Genomic DNA, 16,614 nt, shown 5'->3' with positions numbered 1-16,614 from the left:
GTCCCGACGGCCGGCGCCCGACGACGACCCACCGGGCGGCGGCCCGAAGGCCACCGACGGCCACTGGCGACGACCGGCGACGACCGGCGACGACCGGCGACCTCATGACCGAACACCCGACGACCCGACGACCCGACGGGGATCCCGATGCGCAAGCGCACCCTCCTCCTGGCCACGGCCCTGACCACCGGCCTGCTCACGGCCCTGCCCGCGACGGCGGCCACCGCCGCACCCGCCACCGGCCCGACCGCCGACTTCAACGGCGACGGCTACGGTGACATCGCCTTCGCCGCCCCCTACGCCAAGGTCGACGGCCGGGGCATGGCCGGCTACGTCGCCGTGATCCACGGCGGCGCCACCGGCCTCGACCCGGCCGAGCACACCGTCGTCAGCCAGAACACCGACGGTGTGCCCGGCGACGCCGGCGCCGACGACACCTTCGGCCACGCGCTCGCCACGGCCGACTTCAACGGCGACGGCTACACCGACCTCGCGGTCGGCGCTCCGGGCGACCGCGACGGCACCGACACCGACGGCGGCACCGTCACCGTCCTGTGGGGCTCGGCGAACGGTCTGCGAAGCGGCACGACGGTCAAGGACCCGGCCGTCTCCGCCCACAACAGCTGGGGCAACCTGCTGACCGCGGGCGACTTCGACGGCGACGGCAAGGCGGACCTGGCCGTCGGCACCGACACCGACGACGTCTACGTCGTCCGCGGCCCGTTCACCCCCACCGGCACCACGGGTGCCATACAGAAGATCTCCACCCCCGAGCCGGCGTGGATCGTCGACGCCTTGGGCGCGGGCGACACCGACGCCGACGGCAGGTCGGACCTGGTCCTCACCTACCGGGTCTTCACCAGCGGGGAGGAGGCGAGCAGCTGGTCCAAGGGCGTCGCCTACCTCGGCTCCTCGACCGGCCCGGACACCTCGGCCCCCCGCGCCCTGAACGGCGGCACCACCCTCGCCCTCGGCGACATCGACGGCGACGGCTACGACGAGATCGCCCTCGGCAACGTCTTCGGCAAGGGGAGCGACCACACCGGCAGCCTCGGCGGCAAGGTCGTCGTCATCCGCGGCTCCGAGGGCGGCCCCGTCAACGGTGACGCGCCCATGGCCCAGCTCACCCAGGACTCCGAGGGCGTCCCCGGCGCCGACGAGGCCAACGACGGCTTCGGCGGCTCCGTGTCCATCGGTGACACCAACGGCGACGGCTACGGCGACCTCGCCATCGGCGTCCCCTTCGAGGACCTCGGCACCACCGAGGACGCCGGCGCCGCGATCCTCATGAACGGCTCGGCCACCGGCGTCTCGCGCACCGGCGCCCGCACCGTCACCCAGAACACCGCAGGCGTCCCGGGCACGGCCGAGGCCATCGACTACTTCGGCTCCGACGCCCTGCTGGCGGACGTCTCCAAGGACGGCCACGCCGAGTTCACCGTCACCGCCACTTTCGAGGACGAGGGCATCGGCGCGATCACGGCCCTGCGCGGCTCGTCCACCGGCCCCGTCACCGACGGCGCCCGCACCTTCGGCCCCGGCAGCCTCGCCCAGACCCGCTCCTACGGCGCGTTCGGCGCCGGCCTCATCGGCTGACGAACCAGGAGATCCCCATGCGCAGATCCACCACGACCGCCCTGGTCGCCGCCCTGCTGGCGACCGGCATCACCCCCGTGCTCCTCACCGGCCCGGCCGCCGCGGCCGTCGCCAAGCACTACGACGACTTCAACGGCGACGGCCGCCGCGACCTCGCCTACGGCGGCTACAACGACGTCGACCGCGAGGGCGGCACGATCACCGTCGTGTACGGCACCGCCACCGGCCTCGACACCGCCCACCCGAAGTACCTCCACCAGGACAGCGCCGGCGTGCCCGGCGCCGGCGAGGAGGACGACCAGTTCGGCGCGTCCCTCGCGAGCGCGGACCTCAACAAGGACGGCTACGCGGACCTCGTCGTCGGCAACCCCACCGAGCACGTGGGCAGCGACGACTACCGCGGCACCGTCACCGTCCTGTGGGGTTCGAAGTCCGGCCTGTCCGGCGGCACCACCATCGCCCCCGCCGGCGGCGCGGGCGGCCACTTCGGCCGCGACCTGGCGACCGGCGACTTCACCGGCGACGGCTCCCCCGACCTGGCCGTGATCGGCGGCGAGGAGGCGTGGCTGTACCGCGGCCCGTTCACCAAGTCGGGCACCACCGGCAAGGTCAGCAAGGTCGACAAGGGGTCCGGCGGCTGGTATTCCACCGCCCTCGCGGCCGGAAAGGTCGACGGGGACGGCAGGACCGACCTGGTGGTGATCGGCACGGAGATCGACGACAGCCGGATCCGCGAGCGTGCCTGGTACCTGAAGGGCACCTCCTCCGGTCTCGCCTCGGGAGCCTCCAGGACCCTCAGCGACCGGCAGGAGGGCCTCTACCCGAGCCCCGTGATCGGCGACTTCGACAAGAACGGCTACGGCGACATCGCCCTCGGCGTGCCCGACAAGGACAACGGCAAGGGCGCGGTCACCATCTGGCGCGGCACGTCGTCGGGGCCGGGCACGTCGGTCACCCTCACCCAGGCCACCTCCGGCGTCTCCGGCAGCCCCGAGGCCGACGACAACTTCGGCTACGCGATCTCGGCCGCCGACACCAACGGCGACGGCTATGCGGACCTCGCGGTCGGCGTTCCGCACGAGGACGTCGCGGGCGACCAGGACCAGGGCGGCGTCCACGTCTTCCGCGGCGGCTCCGGCGGCCTCGTCGGCGCGCGCTCCTCGTGGATCGCCCAGACGGTGCTGGGCCCGGCCGACTCCGGCACCGTCTTCGGCTACACGGTCCGCCTGCGCGACCTGACCGCCGACGGCAAGGCGGACCTGGCCGTGGGCGCGGCGAGCGGCGGGCTGCTCATGCGCGGCACGAGCACGGTCCCGACGAAGACCGGCGCGATCGTCCTGCCGGAACTGGGCGGCACCCTTCCCGACTGACGTCGGCCGAACGGGCCCGGGCGAATCCGCCGGGGAAACACTTCGCCGGGGGCCACTCGGCCGGGGCGCCGGGCGGATCCGCCGGGCTACTCGGCCGGGGCCGGGCGGATCCGCCGGGCCACTCCGCCGGGCCCACTCGGCCGGGGGCGAAATCCGCCGGGCCCACTCCCGCGGACTCCCGCGGACCCGGGGCGAGGCCCGTAAGGCCGAACCCCGACACCCCACGGACGCCCAAAGCCCCTTCCCCTTAAGGGATGTCACAGCTCGGCCGCAAAGCCGGGCCCGGAAGCCCGGGCCCGGCACACCACCGCCGGGGACCAGGTACGTTCGAAGACGTGGCTGGATTCAGGATCGGACGCGGCCGTAACAACGGCGCTCCTCAGACGCGACCGCACAACCCTCCGTACGGGCAGCAGACGCCGCAGGGACCGCCGTACGGCTCCCCGCCGGCGCCGCAGCCGTACCCGCAGCAGCAGCCGTACGGCAACGGCGGCGGCCCCACGTGGCCGCAGCCGAACGCCGGACACGGCGGCGGCCACGGCGGGCAGGGCGAGCCGGAGTACTTCGGCGACGGCGCGTACCCGCCCGGCCCGCAGGGCCCGGCCGACCCGTACGCCGCGAACAACCCGGGCCACACCCAGGCCTTCTCGGTCGGCGACGACCCCTACACCCAGGGCGACACCTACCGCGCCGGCTCGGCGGCCCCGGCGCCCGGCCCGGTCGGCCCGCGTCTGCACTGGAAGGCCCTGCTCCGGGGGATCGTCCTCGCCCCCAACCAGACGTTCCTCCAGATGCGGGACTACTCGATGTGGGGCCCGGCCCTCATCGTCACGTTCTTTTACGGCCTGCTCGCCGTCTTCGGCTTCGACGGCGCCCGCGCGGATGCGATAAACGCCACACTGTCGAACGCGGTGCCGATCGTCCTGACGACGGCCGTGGCGATGGTGCTCAGCGCGTTCGTCCTGGGCGTGGTCACCCACACCCTGGCCCGCCAGCTCGGCGGTGACGGCGCCTGGCAGCCCACGGTCGGCCTGTCCATGCTGATCATGTCCCTCACGGACGCGCCCCGCCTGGTCTTCGCGATGTTCGCGGGCGGCGACGCGACGTTCGTCCAGATGCTGGGCTGGGCCACCTGGGTCGCGGGCGGCGTCCTGCTGACCCTCATGGTCGGCCGCTCCCACGACCTGCCCTGGCCGAAGGCGCTGGGCGCGTCGGCGATCCAGCTGATCGCACTGCTGTCGATCGTGAAGCTGGGCACGGTCTGAGTCTCTGCGCGCACGAGAAAGGGGCTCCCTGGGGAGCCCCTTTTCTGCTGCCTGCGATCAGGCGTCCAGCACCTGCCCGGCGCGCCGCACCACGGGCTTCTCGACGGACCACGGGAAGTTGATCCACTGATCGGTCCGCTTCCACACGTACTCGCACTTCACGAGCGACTGCGACTTCTCGTAGACGACGGCGCTGCGCACCTCGGCGACGGTGTCGAGGCAGAAGTCGCGGACCAGCTTGAGCGTCTTGCCGGTGTCGGCGACGTCGTCGGTGATCAGCACCTTCTTCTGCGAGAAGTCGATCACGTTCGGCACGGGCGCGAGCATGACCGGCATCTCGAGGGTCGTCCCCACGCCGGTGTAGAACTCCACGTTCACCAGGTGGATGTTCTTGCAGTCGAGGGCGTAGGCGAGCCCTCCTGCCACGAAGACGCCGCCGCGGGCGATGCTGAGGACTATGTCGGGCTCGTAGCCGTCGTCGGCGACGGTCTGCGCGAGTTCGCGCACGGCGACGCCGAACCTCTCGTAGGTCAGGTTCTCCCGCACGTCACTCATGCCTGCTTCGCTCACGCCTGCTTCGCTCCCGTTCGGGTCACTCACGTTCGGGTCGCTCACACCTGGGTCCGGTGAAAGTTGAGGAACGACCGGGAGGCGGTCGGCCCGCGCTGCCCCTGGTACCGGGACCCGTACCGCTCACTGCCGTACGGGAAGTCGGCGGGCGAGCTCAGCTTGAACATGCACAGCTGGCCGATCTTCATGCCCGGCCAGAGCTTGATGGGCAGGGTGGCGAGGTTGGACAGCTCCAGGGTCACGTGCCCGCTGAAGCCGGGGTCGATGAAGCCGGCCGTCGAGTGCGTGACCAGCCCCAGCCGCCCCAGCGAACTCTTGCCCTCCAGCCGGGAGGCGAGATCGTCGGGCAGCGTGATGACCTCGTAGGTGCTGGCGAGGACGAACTCGCCAGGGTGCAGGATGAACGGCTCGTCGCCCTCCGGCTCCACGAGCCTGGTCAGGTCGGCCTGCTCGATGGCGGGGTCGATGTGCGGGTACCGGTGATTCTCGAACACCCGGAAGTAGCGGTCCAGCCGCACATCGATGCTCGACGGCTGCACCATCGCGTCGTCATACGGATCGATCCGCACCCGTCCGGCGTCGATCTCGGCCCGGATGTCCTTGTCTGAGAGAAGCACGCCCCGAGGATACGCAAGGCGCGCGGAGCGACCACAACCGGACGTCTCCGCGCGCCTTGTGCCTGTTGCTGTCTGCTGTGTCCGTCACCTGCCGCCACGGCTGCCGCCGCCGCAGGTGCTGCCGCCGCTACCGCTTCTGATAGCTGACGGGCACCACGCTCCGGAGCCGCGCACATCGCGGGCACCGAAGCAGCCGCCCGGGGCCGAGCCGATCGGCCTGCTGCATCGGGAACGAAGCGGTGCTGAACACGTGCCCATCGGCACAACGGACGACGGTGCGCTCCATCAAGTCCAAGAGTCCCTTCCCCAAGAGCCGCGTCTGGCTGTTGCTTGCCTGACGACAAAAGCCACAGTACGGGATCAAAGGGACGGCCTTACAGGCGGCACTCCGGTCCCGCCCGGGCCCTCTTACGCGCCTCCACCGTACGCCCCAACTCCGTTCCCCCGCAGCCGCATCCCATCCCTGAGACGCCCTCAGGCCTCACGGCGCGAAACGCCGGAGGCCTGAGATGAGGTACAGTGAGCGAGCATTCGGACACCGACCGGGTCGGCGTCTTACGCGGGTGTAGTTTAATGGTAGAACATCAGCTTCCCAAGCTGAGAGCGCGAGTTCGATTCTCGTCACCCGCTCCATGTGAAACCCCCAGGTCAGAGACCCGGGGGTTCTTTATTGTCTAGACCGGTGAGCCGGTCGCGCACCACAAGCGCACCATTAGCTCTCGGCAGCCTCCTCGCTGTGGTGCGCGGGGTCGTCCGTGTGGCACTTCGCACGCTCGGCGCGCACCAGGTCGTCGAGACCGGCAGCCACCTCCCGCTGCCGCTCCTCGTCGGAGTGCTGGTAGATCAGCGCCGCCTTCTCGGAGGACTGCCCGGCACGCACCATCGTGTCCTTGAGGGTGGCGCCTGAGCGGGTCGACAGGGTGTGTCCGGTGTGGCGGAGATCGTAGAAGCGGAAGCCCTCCGGGAGACCCACGACCGCGCGAGCCCGACGCCACTTCCGACCGAAGGAGGTACGCCGGAAGGGTGCACCCTTCTCCCCCACGAATAACAGGCCTTCGGGTCCCTTCTCCGCGTACCAAGACAGGTGCCGCTTCACCTCCTTGTGCAGGAAGGCCGGGAGGACGACCGTGCGCATGCCCGCATCGGATTTGGTCTCGCCGGGAGCGCGTCTGCCGTTCGTTCGCTCGGGCTCGGCGACGCGGACGCGGATGACGAGGTTGTCCAGGTCGACGTCTCGACGGCGAAGGCCGGCCAGCTCCTCCGGGCGCATCGGACCGTATGCGCCCAGGTAGACCATGAGGCGCCAGCGGATACCGATCGCGTCGGCGAGGGCGTCGACCTGGGCGACGGTGGCGATGCGTCTATCGGCGGCGGACTCCTTGCCAGCGCCCTTGATCCGGCACGGGTTGCGGCTGATCAGGTCGTCGTCGACGGCCGTCTCCAGGATGGCCTTGAGGAGGCGATACGCCTTGGCTACGGCCGTCTTGGCCCCGGTGGTGCGGAGTCGCTCCGCGCGCCACTCGCGGACACGGGGAGCGGTGATCTCGTCCAGGTCGAGCGGGCCGAAGGTCGGGAGGATGTACAGGCGCAGGAGATGCTTGTACAGGTCGTCGGTGCGAACGGACAGCTCCCGCTCTTCGACCCACTTCTCGGCGTACACGCGGAGGTTGACGGCTCCGGCGTCAGGGGCGCGCCAGTCCCCGCGGCTGAGGTCGGCCTCTACCTGGGAGAGCCAGATCTCGGCGTCCTTCTTGGTGTCGAAGGTCTCCTCCGCGCGAATGCGCTCACCGTTGGGCCCGAGGTATGACGCGGTCCAGCGTCCGGACCGGTACTGCCGCACCGCACCAAAGCGGCGACGCCTGCCCTTCTTGTTCGCCATCAGGCAGCCCTCCGAAGCGCGGCGCGACGAGGCCTGATCGGCTCGACGGTCCTGGACCGGATGAACTCCTCGATGGCGCTCTCAGGGATGCGTACATGCCGGCCGACCTTCACGTACCGGATGCGCCGTTCCTCGATGAGCCGCCGGGGGAAGCGGGGAGTCGTACCGAGCAGCTCGGCGACCTGGTCGACGGACAGGTAGCGGTCGTTCATGTAGTGGGCTCTCCTTCCGTTCCGGGGGCGGGTTCGAGGGATGCGGCCAGCCATTGCTCACCGGTGCTGAGGCCGGTACCGGCGAAGACCCAGTGGGCGAGGACGAGCGTGGTTTCGCCGTCCTGGGGAGCGGCCGTGGCGGCTTGTGCGCGGCGCCATTCGGCGCGGGCGTCGCGGAGGGCGCCGAGGGTGGTGGAGTAGCGGCGCGACTTGGTGGAGAAGTGGCCGCGGAAGCCGAGCATGTGGGCCCAGGGGCGCAGGCGGAGGTGTTCGAGGTCCTTGCGTGCGCCGAGGGTCCAGGCGGTTCGGATCATGCGGCGGGCATGGTCGGTGATCCGTGCCTGTGCCAGTTCGGCGAGGAGGCGGATCGGCCGGTCCAGGGTGCCGGTCGCTGTCTCGGCGCCTTTGGTGGCGTACTTGGCGATGTACGCGGCTACGGCCCGGTCAGTCAGTTCCTGGCCGCCGTCGAAGTCGGCGGAGCGGATGGTGCGCACGTCGAGTTGGCGTCCGAAGGTGAGGGTGTGGGCGCGGCCGTCGACGTCGGGGCCGTTGACGCGTGTGGCGGTGGCGGCGGCATGGATGGCGTCGGTCAGCAGCTCGGCGGAGGCCCAGGCCGGAGGTGCCGTGTCGCCGCCCTCCGGGCCGTCGAGGCGGATGACCGCGTGGAAGTGGACGGCGCCCCGCTTCTGGTACTCGGCGACCTTGGCGAAGGAGACGCGTGCGTGGTCACGAAAGGCCCGTTGGGTGAGTCCGGCGCGCTTGGCGATCTCACGGCGCAGGTAGATCGAGAAGCGCCGCCAGAGGGCTCCGGCGTGGGCGTTCCAGAGCACGGCCGCTTCGTAGTCGTACGTGTCCGGATCGAGGGGTGTACCGAGGGCCGGGTCTGTGTCGTCGTGCCGGGCACCGCAGCGGCAGGGCCGCCCGCTGGAAGGGCGGTTGTGGACCGGGCCGAAGCTCGGTGCGGTGAGGGTGGCGAAGACGCGTGGGTGTGTGGCGACCTGTTCGGTGGTGCCCTTGCCGCCGCGGAGTCCGGCGGTGATCAGGTGGAAGGTGTCTCGGCGGTAGACCTCCGCGCAGGCCGCGCAGCGGGTGGCGCGACGGTTGTTGCAGCGGACGAGGAGACTCCCGACGGGCAGGGAGGACGAGTCGAGGTGGTGGAGGACGCGCCCGATCTCTCCGGTCGTCCGGTCGACCGCGTACTCGGTTCGGTGGCCGTCGAGGCGCACGGGGTTCGTGCAGCCGCCCAGGCCGGAGAGTTGGCGGGCCAGCTCGGGCATGGTGCCGAGGGAGGCCAGCATGGAGAGTTCCGCCAGCGGGGGCGGAGTCTGCCGGGTGATGATGGGTCTTCCTTTCGGCTGTTTCTGCGGTTGGGAGGGGCGGCCCCGGGGCGGCGGGATGCTTGGCGGCGTTTGCCGCCCCGGCGGCCGGTCAGCGCCTGTTGGCGCCGGTGACGAGGGAGCGCAGGACCACGGCGGCGATGGCCACGGACACGGCCGAGACGGCGACCGCCGCCAGGAGCGCGGTGAGGACGACACCGACGACCACCACCGCGGCGACCGCACCGGCGCCGACCCCGACGAACGGGGCGACGGAGCGGCCGGCGGAGGGAGCCGGGGCGTGATCCTGCGGAATGTGGGTGGTGATGCTCGGGACGTGCGGGGTGTCGGGCAGCTTGGGGCGGAACATCGCGGGACTCCTTGTCGGTCGGGGTGTCATTCGTGCGTGCCGTTGACGACGTCGACTCCGGTTCGGGTGCCGGACTCGATGGCCGGGGCGAGGATGGTGTGCGAGAGCCAGAAGCCGAACAGCGCGATCACGACGGCGACCCGGAGGCGGATGCCGAGGAACTTGATCGCGGCCCAGGCGATGACGCCCAGGACGAAGACGAGCGGCAGCGAGACGGTCACGGGAGCTCCTCAGCGGACGCAGCAGCGGTGGGTGCGCGCGGCCAGCTCGGCGGCGGCGCGGCTGTCGTAGTCGGTGGAGAAGCCGCAACGCGGAGCCGTGCAGGCGGCGGTGTGCTTCTCGCGGCCCCGGCCGTCGTAGTAGGTGGCGACCTGGACAGGGCCGATGCGGACGACGCGGCGGAAGCGGCGATTGGCGGACATCAGGGCATCTCCTTGTCGGTCTCGCCGGTGAAGTCGGTGACGTGGTCGGCCAGCCAGCGCAAGATCTCGTCGCCCTCGTAGCTGTCGGCGGCGAGGATCACCGGTTCGGCGATCAGCACGGCTTCGGTGAGGCGGTTCTGTCGGGTCAGCTCTGCGGCGCGCTTCAGCGCGCGGAGCGTGGACGGGCGCAAGGGGGAGATTCCTCCAGGTCAGGTGAGTTGGGTGGTGATGGCTTCGGCGAGCGGCATGGGCACACCGAGCCGGGCACGAAGGGTCGAGGTGTCGATGTCGGTCCCGGTTCGGGCGCGGTGTTCGTCGGCGACCTTGCGGGCGAGGGTGACGAGCGCGGGCGGTACCGGGGATGGAGGCGGTGCAGCTGACTCCGGTGTGGAGGTCGGCAGTTCGGGCGTGGCCGTGGGCGGCTCGACGCGTGCGGTGGTCGGTTCCTGCGCCTGTGCCGTCGAAGGTGGTTCCGGTGTCGTCGCCGGGTCCGCACTGGGATGCGCTGATCCGTGAGCGAGCAGCGTGCCGCCGAGGAAGGCGACCGCGGGCCAGCCGGCGACGAGGATGCGGAGCCAGGCCGGTACGTCCTCCAGGTCGAGCAGACCGGCGGTGGCGACGTTGGCGCCGAGGGACGCTGTCAGCGCGACGACGAACCAGCACCACCCGGCCGTCTTCGACTCACCGGAGCGCAGACGCCGCCAGGCCGCGACCAACAGCAGGTCGACAGAGACCGGATAGGCCCAGGCCTTCCAGCCGTCCTGTCCGGCGGCGAGTGCCAGGTCATGCAGGTGAGCGAAGGACAGCGCGGCGGCGATCACAGCTTGAACGAGCACGGCGTCCACACGAACGGGCAGGGCGCGCACGGCCACTCCTTCCAGTTCCGGGCATGGGTGGGGTAGGGACTTGGCGCGGGACGGCCGCGCCGACCGTGGGAGCGAGTCGGTTACTCGGTGATCGGCCGAGGAGTGGCCAGGGGCCCGGACTCCTCCATCGGCACGGGTGGAACATGAGGCCGGAACGGCGCGAGCGCCGGAACATCCGGGACGAGGTGCGCCGTCTCGCGGCAGGTGGCCGCAGCGTCGGCGAGGGACAGGTGAGGGGTGCGGATGCGGGACCAGCCGCCGGACGTGTCGCCGACGACGGCGAGGCCGGGCAACTCAGCCGCTATGGCGCAAGAGGCCAGAACAGCCTCAGGGGCGATGTCACCGAGCGCCATCTTCGCGGACGCTTCGTCGTTCACCCGATGGCAGACCCGGCCGGTGAGCTGTGCCCGGAGCATGGTCGCTCCCTTGCCCAATTCGGCCCCGAAGCGCTGCCCGCAGACCTCCAGGTAGATGCCGGCCGCCCGGCCGAGCTGGGCGAGTCGGATGAGCTGGGTGACCATCTCGTCCCGCCGCTCCTCCTCCTTCCTCGTGGCGACGAGGAAGAGTTCTGCCACCTCGTCGACGAACAGCACGATGGGAGCCGGGCGTTCGTCCTCCGGCAGGCCCCAGACGTCCGAGGTGATCAGTTCATCCGGGGTGCCAGGTGCTATGCCCTGCCGCGCTTTGATCAGGTCGTATCGATCCTCCATTTCCTTGACGAGCACGGGCAGCAGCTCGGCAGCCTGCTCCGGGTCGGTCGCCAGCGCCGAGAGCCGGGGAGCGAACGGCGCCAGCTCCACCCCTCGCTTGCAGTCGATCCCGACCAGGACCACCGGCTGAGCGGCCAGCCCGACAAGCAGGTTCCGCAGGAACATCGACTTGCCGGACAGTGTGGCCCCGAGCACGAGTTCGTGAGGTACGGCCTGGTAGTCCCGCACGAAGGCGGTCGCGTCCTCCCGCAGAGCCACCGGCACGCGGAGCGGACCGACGTCGGTCCGGCGGGGCATCCGCACCTTCCGCAGGACGTCGAAGCCGACGAGCCGCAGTTCCACGACACCGGGCTTGACGTCCCGCACGTACACGGCGTGAACGCCCCAGGCATGTCGGAGCCGTTCGGCCGAGGCCGCCACGTCCGCCGGTTCCTGGCCCGGAGCCAGCCGCAGCCGAAGCCGCAGACCGGTCGAGGTGGGCCGGATCATGCCGCGGCGAGGAGGCACCGGCCGGACCTCACGGCGAGTCGTGGCCTTGACGGCCAGGGCCCGCCACCGGGGCGGCTCGACCGTCAGGCCGCACGCGTCCATGGTGGACGTGTACGAGGCCAGCAGCCGCGCCACCGAGACGGGCAGCCCCACCGTGGACCAGTACGCCGCCGGATGGGCATGCCGGGCGTAGGCCGCGCCGCCTATCACAGCGAGCGACCCGCCCAGCTCGGCCCACGTCACCAGGTCGGTCACGACGATCAGCCCGCCTGCTCCATCGGGAAGGCTCCCGGAGCAACGGCGGTCGCCCGGTAGGCGATGCCGTGCCGCTGCTGCCCGTTGAACACGCTCTCCCACGGCCGGGCGATGAGCCCAGGCAGCGAGACCGGAGCCCCGACGGTCAGTCCTTCCGTCACACCACTCTCGGGGACGGTGACCTTGATCAGCGATGACTCGCCCTCGTCGACGTAGACGACGCCGACCGTCATCAACGCCTCACCGCTCACGGCGTCCTTGGCGATCTCACCGGTCTGCCGGTCACGCACCTTCGGCGCCGGCGCTTCGGTGAGCAGGATCGTGGCGGCCGAGGCGTCAATACGGATCACACGCACAGATTTCTCCTCTTGAGTCGATCAACCCGCCAACCTGACAAGTTGACTTAGCAAGTTCGAAGCTACGGATGCCAGGTTGACTTGTCAAGTGACTTCACGGTGGTCGGTAAGCGGCTCTGGAGCGCCGAGCGCACTATGGAGTCAGCAGTAAGGGAGGGCGCGAGATGAGCAAGAAGCACCGCGCTCAGCAGCCGCCCTGGGGTCCACGCTCTCCCCAGGAGCCGGCATCGCAATCGAGTACCTGGCAAGGACCACAAGAAGGACCGCCGCCAGGTCACCCGCCAGACCAGAGCGCCACAGCGCCGCCGCCAAGGAAGCGGCACCGTGTCTTCTTCTGGTTCTTTCTGGCAGTCCAGATTCTCTTTCTGATCTTTGTAATAGTCGGTGCCTCAACTGGTCGCGGCACCCCTGAGGAGTGCCGGGGCCTGACAGGCCAGGAGTTGGAGGTCTGCAAGGACGCTGGCGATGTCGGAACCACGATCGGAGTGGGCCTCATCATCACGCTGTGGGTGGCCGTCGACTTCATCTTGGCGCTCACATATGTGATCTACCGACTTGCCAGCCGAGGTTCACGCACCTGATACGCAGGGCCACGTCAGCAACGCACGGCGTGGCCCGCATCCCCACGTCAGTTGAGCCGGTAGGTGTCTTCCAGTTCCTGACGGTCGGCAGGAAGTAGCACGTCAGAGACTTGCAACGCCTGTCCTGACGCATCGCACGCGATGACCAGGACGCTCAGCACAGGCACGCCGTCCGGCAGGCCCAAGAGCCCGGCTTCACCTGCCTCAGGGAGTCGAGCCGAGACCCGTTCCGTGACATGGTCGAAGCGGACCTTCTTCCTCGCTTCCAGGTGCTCACGCACACTGCCGGGCAGGACATCAGCGCTCGCCAACTCGGTGCCCTCCACCAGGCCGGCGGGGAAGTACGACGAGACCAACTCAACTGCTTCGCCTTCCTCCTCAACGAGGAAGCGGCGCATGAGCACCTTGGCCTTCTTCGGCAAGCCGAGCGCTGAGGTGACCCGTGCGGGGACAACGACTTCAGCAACTTCCACGAGGCGTCCCGAGGTCTGCGACTCATCGCGCTCCAGGGCTTCTCGCCCCCGCCTGTCCTTCTGCTCGACCACTTCAGGCCGGTCCCGGACGATCGTGCCGTACCCCTGTCGGGACTCGAGCCAGCCGTCACGCTTCAGCAGTTCCAGCGCCCGCACAACGGTGGGGCGGGACATCCCGAAGGCCTGCACCAACTGGTTCTCGCTGGGTACCCGAGTGCCAGGCGGATACGTGCCGTCCTCGATGCGATGCTGGATCGTCTGCGCGAGGCGCACGTACTTCGGTGGCTCCACTTCATACGCCATGAACGCCGCCTGTCGGGATTGGCCAAGTCAACTGGTCAACCAGACTAGCGAATCTTCGATTGTCGAAGTAGAAGCGGAGCGAACTCTTACCTTCCGGGCCAGGCATCGGCCATCACGAAGGAGACGACGGTTCCGCCGAAGCGGCTCGGTGCGGCGTGCCACGACTCGGCCAGCGAATCGACCAGGAGCAGTCCACGTCCGTGGGAATCGTTGGCGTCGGGGTGCCTCAGCCGTACGTTCGCCGGAAAGCCGGGGTTGTGTACGTCGGCTCGAAGCGAAGCTCCCTCACGGAACCATTCGACCCGTACGAGCCAGGGTTCGTCCGACCGGCCGTAAGCGATGGCGTTGGTCACCAGCTCCGAGATCATCAGCGCGCAGTCGTCGACGGAGCAGGCCGGGTTGTACGGGGCGATGAACTTGCGGAACCAGCGCCGAGCCCGCGGTACGGACTCAGCGACAGGGTGCAAGGTCATCGCACCGAGACGCGGTGATTCCTCAGACGGGTAGCGGTCGATCATGTAGGCCATCAGGTGCTCACTTCCTGCCGCTACCGTCGCAGTCGAGGCAGCGCCGCTTCGATGTTGCGCGGGTGCGATCGGCAGCGGTGGCAAGCGCCAGGGTCGTACGCGAGCCGACACGCTTCCAGCCGCGCCCCCGGCAACCCGGGCAAGGTAACTGCGTGCCCTGATCCGGCCGCTGACTCGTCACACCGCGCCTCCTCCCAGTGAAGTGGCCTTAGCCACTTCCTGGATAGTGGCATTAGCCACTTCGTCGAGGCAAGCGGTTCGCTGCAACTGGCCCCCTCAGGTGAGGGGGTAGCCCTGCTCGAACGCCCAGCGATGCGGCGGGTAGGTGGCCTCAGCGAACTCCAACGGCCGGTCCTGGAGGTCGAAGACGACGTGGTGGACGATCAGGACGGCGGAGCCGACCGCAAGTTGAAGGTCCTCGGACTCTTCCTCGGTCGCCTCACGCGCGCACATGCGATCTTCCGCGTAACTCCCCTGCCGTCCGGTCATGTTCTCGACGTACAGGAGCGTCCCTTCTTGGATCCGCTCCGGCTCCAGAAGCTTCGGAGCCCGTTGACCGACATCCGGAGCGAACCACGAGGTGGACAGCGTGATTGGCCCGTCCTGGTTGTTGGTCACACGCCGCCGGTGCACCGCCCGGCGATCCTTGACCAGGCCCAGTGCCTCAGCGACGTGATCCGGTGCCTCCAGCCAACCGGCAGAGGTGATCACGGCGTACTCGCCCGGCGTGTAGATCTTCCCGGTTTGCCGAGCGCGGCCGTACAACTCACGCGCCCGCCGGTTGACCTCCAGGCTCCGCACGTACGTGCCCGAGCCTTGACGCTTCTCGACGAGCCCTTGATGACTCAGCGCCTCCAACGACCGTGCAGCCGTGGGCCGGGACACCTTCCAGTCCGCCGCCAATTGCCGTTCGGACGGCACCTCATCCCCCGGTCGCAGGTCACCCCGAAGAATCTGATCACGGATGTAGTGCGCGATCTGGAGATACTTCGGCTGAGCCTCCTCGATCTGCGGCATCAGTCCTCCTCACCCAAGGCGAGCCCCAAGCGAGTAGGCGGGCACCCCGCTACCGAGCTGAGGCCTGCTTCTCGATACAAGTGGCTATGGCCTCTAGCCACTATAGGGTGAGTGGTCAACCCCCTACCCCGTAGGCTGAGGCGCATGACGCGGTTGATCGTCGCAGCAGGAGGAGGGGGCGACGCAGTCGCCGCCGCAATGATTCACGCCGCCCTCTACGGCGACGAGGACCAGGCGGTGATCCTCACGTACGCGTGGGACCGCCTCCTGATCGACCCAGTACCGGGCCCCCGAGGACCAGACAACTTCACCGGCCTCCACCCCCTCACTCCAGCAGTCTGGGCAGTGCCGGCCGAGGCCCGCCCGATCGCCCCGGCAGGCTCGACTCTCCCCCGACTCGCAGCAGAGCTCCGGCACAAGTTCACGCTGCTCGATCCGCGCCACGGAGTTGAGGGCGTCACCCGTCAACTCGAAGAGCTGGTGGACCACTTGTCACCAGAGTCGATCGACTTGTTGGACGTGGGAGGCGACATCCTCGCCCGAGGCGATGAGCCGACGCTGAAAAGCCCGCTCGCTGACGCCGTCACGCTCGCCGCGTGCTGCCAGGTGAACGCGCCCATCCGCCTCCTGGTGACGGGCCCCGGCCTTGATGGCGAACTCCCTCTCGACGAGCTGCGCGGCATGCTCGGCCCGCTCATCCACACCCTCACGGCGAAGGACGTCGAACTGATCAGCTCGGTCCTGGAATGGCACCCCTCCGAGGCAACCGGGATGCTCGCGGCGACAGCCCGAGGCGTACGCGGCACCTGCGAAATGCGAGACGCCGGCCTCCCGGCCCCCCTCACCGACGAAGGACCGAAGGTCCACGAAGTCCACCTGGACGAGGCACTGACCCGCAACCAGTTGGCCCGCGCCATCCTGACGACCGCCACCCTGGACGAGGTCGAGGCGCACAGCCGCGAAATCTGCGGCTACTCGGAGATCGACTACGAGCGCAACAAGGCCGCTTGGCTCAAGGCCCAGCGACCGGTACAGCTCGACCCGGACGCCGTACTGTCTCAGCTCGACCAGTTCGAAGCCGAAGCCCACAGTCGCGGAGCCACCCACACTACGTTCCGCCGCATCACCGAGGCCCTGAACCTCAACGGCTCCTTGCGCGAAGACCTACGCCACCTGCTCATCAATAGCCGTCCGAAGCAGTACGACGCCCCCTTGTGGCGTATCGCAGCCACTACTGAGTAACAACCTTCTTTGCGGGTTCAAGGCGGCTCGCTCCGCTCACCGCGCGCGGCCCGGCCCCCGGCCGGGCCTGCGCTCCAGTCTCCGCCCCGCTCCAGCCCGGCCGGCGCCCGTGCCGCGCGCACAGCAATCAGCGGCCTGACGTGAGAGAAGGGGTACATCGTGGCTGGGGCGGTCGGCT

19 protein-coding genes and 1 tRNA gene are annotated in these 16,614 nt (G+C 69.6%); 5 read left to right on the top strand and 15 right to left on the bottom strand.

Annotation, left to right across the window (positions count from 1 at the left end):
- Positions 1-147 precede the first annotated feature (147 nt).
- The 3 genes from FDO69_RS28000 (at position 148) to FDO69_RS27990 (ending at position 4,231) form a co-directional block, all read left to right on the top strand.
- The gene (locus FDO69_RS28000; protein WP_104783049.1) at positions 148-1,596 is read left to right on the top strand and encodes an FG-GAP-like repeat-containing protein; all 1,449 of its coding nucleotides are present in this window, start codon (positions 148-150) and stop codon (positions 1,594-1,596) included.
- Between the two features lie 17 nt (positions 1,597-1,613).
- Positions 1,614-2,966, top strand: a complete 1,353-nt coding sequence (locus FDO69_RS27995; RefSeq protein WP_104783046.1) for an FG-GAP and VCBS repeat-containing protein — start codon at positions 1,614-1,616, stop codon at positions 2,964-2,966.
- A 254-nt stretch (positions 2,967-3,220) separates the two neighbouring features.
- Positions 3,221-4,231 (top strand): Yip1 family protein, encoded by a 1,011-nt coding sequence (locus FDO69_RS27990; RefSeq protein WP_104783043.1) that lies wholly within the window; start codon positions 3,221-3,223, stop codon positions 4,229-4,231.
- A 57-nt stretch (positions 4,232-4,288) separates the two neighbouring features.
- Here the strand turns inward: FDO69_RS27990 and FDO69_RS27985 are convergent, their stop codons facing one another.
- Both FDO69_RS27985 and dcd read right to left on the bottom strand, forming a co-directional pair.
- Positions 4,289-4,786 carry a phosphoribosyltransferase gene (locus tag FDO69_RS27985; protein ID WP_104783041.1) on the bottom strand — a complete coding sequence of 166 codons (498 nt, stop codon included), beginning with the start codon at positions 4,784-4,786 and terminating at the stop codon, positions 4,289-4,291.
- A gap of 56 nt (positions 4,787-4,842) precedes the next feature.
- The gene (gene dcd, locus FDO69_RS27980; protein WP_053670409.1) at positions 4,843-5,418 is read right to left on the bottom strand and encodes a dCTP deaminase; all 576 of its coding nucleotides are present in this window, start codon (positions 5,416-5,418) and stop codon (positions 4,843-4,845) included.
- A 559-nt stretch (positions 5,419-5,977) separates the two neighbouring features.
- Between dcd and FDO69_RS27975 the strand changes: the two genes are divergently transcribed.
- Positions 5,978-6,051 (top strand) — tRNA-Gly (locus FDO69_RS27975).
- A 79-nt stretch (positions 6,052-6,130) separates the two neighbouring features.
- Here the strand turns inward: FDO69_RS27975 and FDO69_RS27970 are convergent.
- The 13 genes from FDO69_RS27970 to FDO69_RS27905 form a co-directional block, all read right to left on the bottom strand.
- Positions 6,131-7,297: a tyrosine-type recombinase/integrase gene (locus FDO69_RS27970; protein ID WP_104783038.1), complete on the bottom strand. Its 1,167-nt coding sequence runs from the start codon at positions 7,295-7,297 to the stop codon at positions 6,131-6,133.
- On the bottom strand, positions 7,297-7,509 hold the full coding sequence (locus tag FDO69_RS27965) for an excisionase family DNA-binding protein (RefSeq protein WP_104783036.1): 213 nt from the start codon (positions 7,507-7,509) through the stop codon (positions 7,297-7,299). Before FDO69_RS27965 ends, FDO69_RS27970 begins: the two co-directional genes overlap by 1 nt.
- Complete coding sequence (locus tag FDO69_RS27960; RefSeq protein WP_104783033.1) at positions 7,506-8,807, bottom strand: replication initiator; 1,302 nt, start codon at positions 8,805-8,807, stop codon at positions 7,506-7,508. The genes FDO69_RS27965 and FDO69_RS27960 overlap by 4 nt, the downstream gene beginning before the upstream one ends.
- A 130-nt stretch (positions 8,808-8,937) precedes the next feature.
- Positions 8,938-9,195 carry a SpdD protein gene (locus FDO69_RS27955; protein ID WP_104783031.1) on the bottom strand — a complete coding sequence of 86 codons (258 nt, stop codon included), beginning with the start codon at positions 9,193-9,195 and terminating at the stop codon, positions 8,938-8,940.
- Positions 9,196-9,221: 26 nt separating this feature from the next.
- Entirely contained in the window at positions 9,222-9,416 is a 195-nt protein-coding gene (locus tag FDO69_RS27950) for a hypothetical protein (protein ID WP_104783028.1), read from the bottom strand.
- A 9-nt stretch (positions 9,417-9,425) separates the two neighbouring features.
- Positions 9,426-9,617 carry a mobile element transfer protein gene (locus FDO69_RS27945; RefSeq protein WP_104783026.1) on the bottom strand — a complete coding sequence of 64 codons (192 nt, stop codon included), beginning with the start codon at positions 9,615-9,617 and terminating at the stop codon, positions 9,426-9,428.
- Positions 9,617-9,808, bottom strand: coding sequence for an RING finger protein (locus tag FDO69_RS27940; RefSeq protein ID WP_104783024.1), 192 nt, complete (start codon positions 9,806-9,808; stop codon positions 9,617-9,619). The genes FDO69_RS27945 and FDO69_RS27940 overlap by 1 nt, the downstream gene beginning before the upstream one ends.
- An 18-nt stretch (positions 9,809-9,826) precedes the next feature.
- Positions 9,827-10,483, bottom strand: a complete 657-nt coding sequence (locus FDO69_RS27935; protein ID WP_104783021.1) for a DUF2637 domain-containing protein — start codon at positions 10,481-10,483, stop codon at positions 9,827-9,829.
- An 80-nt stretch (positions 10,484-10,563) separates the two neighbouring features.
- Positions 10,564-11,937: an FtsK/SpoIIIE domain-containing protein gene (locus FDO69_RS27930; protein ID WP_104783019.1), complete on the bottom strand. Its 1,374-nt coding sequence runs from the start codon at positions 11,935-11,937 to the stop codon at positions 10,564-10,566.
- Positions 11,938-11,942: 5 nt separating this feature from the next.
- The gene (locus tag FDO69_RS27925) at positions 11,943-12,293 is read right to left on the bottom strand and encodes an SCO3933 family regulatory protein (RefSeq protein ID WP_104783017.1); all 351 of its coding nucleotides are present in this window, start codon (positions 12,291-12,293) and stop codon (positions 11,943-11,945) included.
- A gap of 628 nt (positions 12,294-12,921) precedes the next feature.
- A complete protein-coding gene (locus tag FDO69_RS27915; protein ID WP_104783014.1) occupies positions 12,922-13,650 on the bottom strand; it encodes a GntR family transcriptional regulator in 729 nt (242 codons plus the stop codon).
- Positions 13,651-13,736: 86 nt separating this feature from the next.
- Positions 13,737-14,177 (bottom strand): ATP-binding protein, encoded by a 441-nt coding sequence (locus tag FDO69_RS27910; RefSeq protein WP_104783011.1) that lies wholly within the window; start codon positions 14,175-14,177, stop codon positions 13,737-13,739.
- Between the two features lie 276 nt (positions 14,178-14,453).
- Positions 14,454-15,194, bottom strand: a complete 741-nt coding sequence (locus FDO69_RS27905; protein WP_104783008.1) for a GntR family transcriptional regulator — start codon at positions 15,192-15,194, stop codon at positions 14,454-14,456.
- 144 nt (positions 15,195-15,338) lie between these two features.
- On the opposite strand from FDO69_RS27905, the gene FDO69_RS27900 reads away from it, so the two are divergent.
- Positions 15,339-16,436 carry a DUF1152 domain-containing protein gene (locus tag FDO69_RS27900; protein ID WP_104783005.1) on the top strand — a complete coding sequence of 366 codons (1,098 nt, stop codon included), beginning with the start codon at positions 15,339-15,341 and terminating at the stop codon, positions 16,434-16,436.
- Positions 16,437-16,614 lie beyond the last annotated feature (178 nt).

The sequence above is a fragment of the Streptomyces tibetensis genome, from assembly GCF_007655005.1.
Classification (GTDB): domain Bacteria; phylum Actinomycetota; class Actinomycetes; order Streptomycetales; family Streptomycetaceae; genus Streptomyces; species Streptomyces tibetensis.
Note: the sequence above shows the minus strand (reverse complement) of the source record. Positions and strands in the feature narration are given on the sequence as shown.

Excerpts from the sequence above, each read along its gene's own strand:
- FDO69_RS27970 (WP_104783038.1), bottom strand. The coding sequence starts at position 7,297 with ATGGCGAACAAGAAGGGCAGGCGTCGCCGCTTTGGTGCGGTGCGGCAG.
- FDO69_RS27985 (WP_104783041.1), bottom strand. The coding sequence starts at position 4,786 with ATGAGTGACGTGCGGGAGAACCTGACCTACGAGAGGTTCGGCGTCGCC.
- FDO69_RS28000 (WP_104783049.1), top strand. The coding sequence starts at position 148 with ATGCGCAAGCGCACCCTCCTCCTGGCCACGGCCCTGACCACCGGCCTG.
- FDO69_RS27910 (WP_104783011.1), bottom strand. The coding sequence starts at position 14,177 with ATGGCCTACATGATCGACCGCTACCCGTCTGAGGAATCACCGCGTCTC.
- FDO69_RS27955 (WP_104783031.1), bottom strand. The coding sequence starts at position 9,195 with ATGTTCCGCCCCAAGCTGCCCGACACCCCGCACGTCCCGAGCATCACC.
- FDO69_RS27965 (WP_104783036.1), bottom strand. The coding sequence starts at position 7,509 with ATGAACGACCGCTACCTGTCCGTCGACCAGGTCGCCGAGCTGCTCGGT.
- FDO69_RS27900 (WP_104783005.1), top strand. The coding sequence starts at position 15,339 with ATGACGCGGTTGATCGTCGCAGCAGGAGGAGGGGGCGACGCAGTCGCC.
- FDO69_RS27995 (WP_104783046.1), top strand. The coding sequence starts at position 1,614 with ATGCGCAGATCCACCACGACCGCCCTGGTCGCCGCCCTGCTGGCGACC.
- FDO69_RS27915 (WP_104783014.1), bottom strand. The coding sequence starts at position 13,650 with ATGGCGTATGAAGTGGAGCCACCGAAGTACGTGCGCCTCGCGCAGACG.
- FDO69_RS27945 (WP_104783026.1), bottom strand. The coding sequence starts at position 9,617 with ATGTCCGCCAATCGCCGCTTCCGCCGCGTCGTCCGCATCGGCCCTGTC.
- FDO69_RS27905 (WP_104783008.1), bottom strand. The coding sequence starts at position 15,194 with ATGCCGCAGATCGAGGAGGCTCAGCCGAAGTATCTCCAGATCGCGCAC.
- FDO69_RS27960 (WP_104783033.1), bottom strand. The coding sequence starts at position 8,807 with ATGCTGGCCTCCCTCGGCACCATGCCCGAGCTGGCCCGCCAACTCTCC.
- FDO69_RS27990 (WP_104783043.1), top strand. The coding sequence starts at position 3,221 with ATGTCACAGCTCGGCCGCAAAGCCGGGCCCGGAAGCCCGGGCCCGGCA.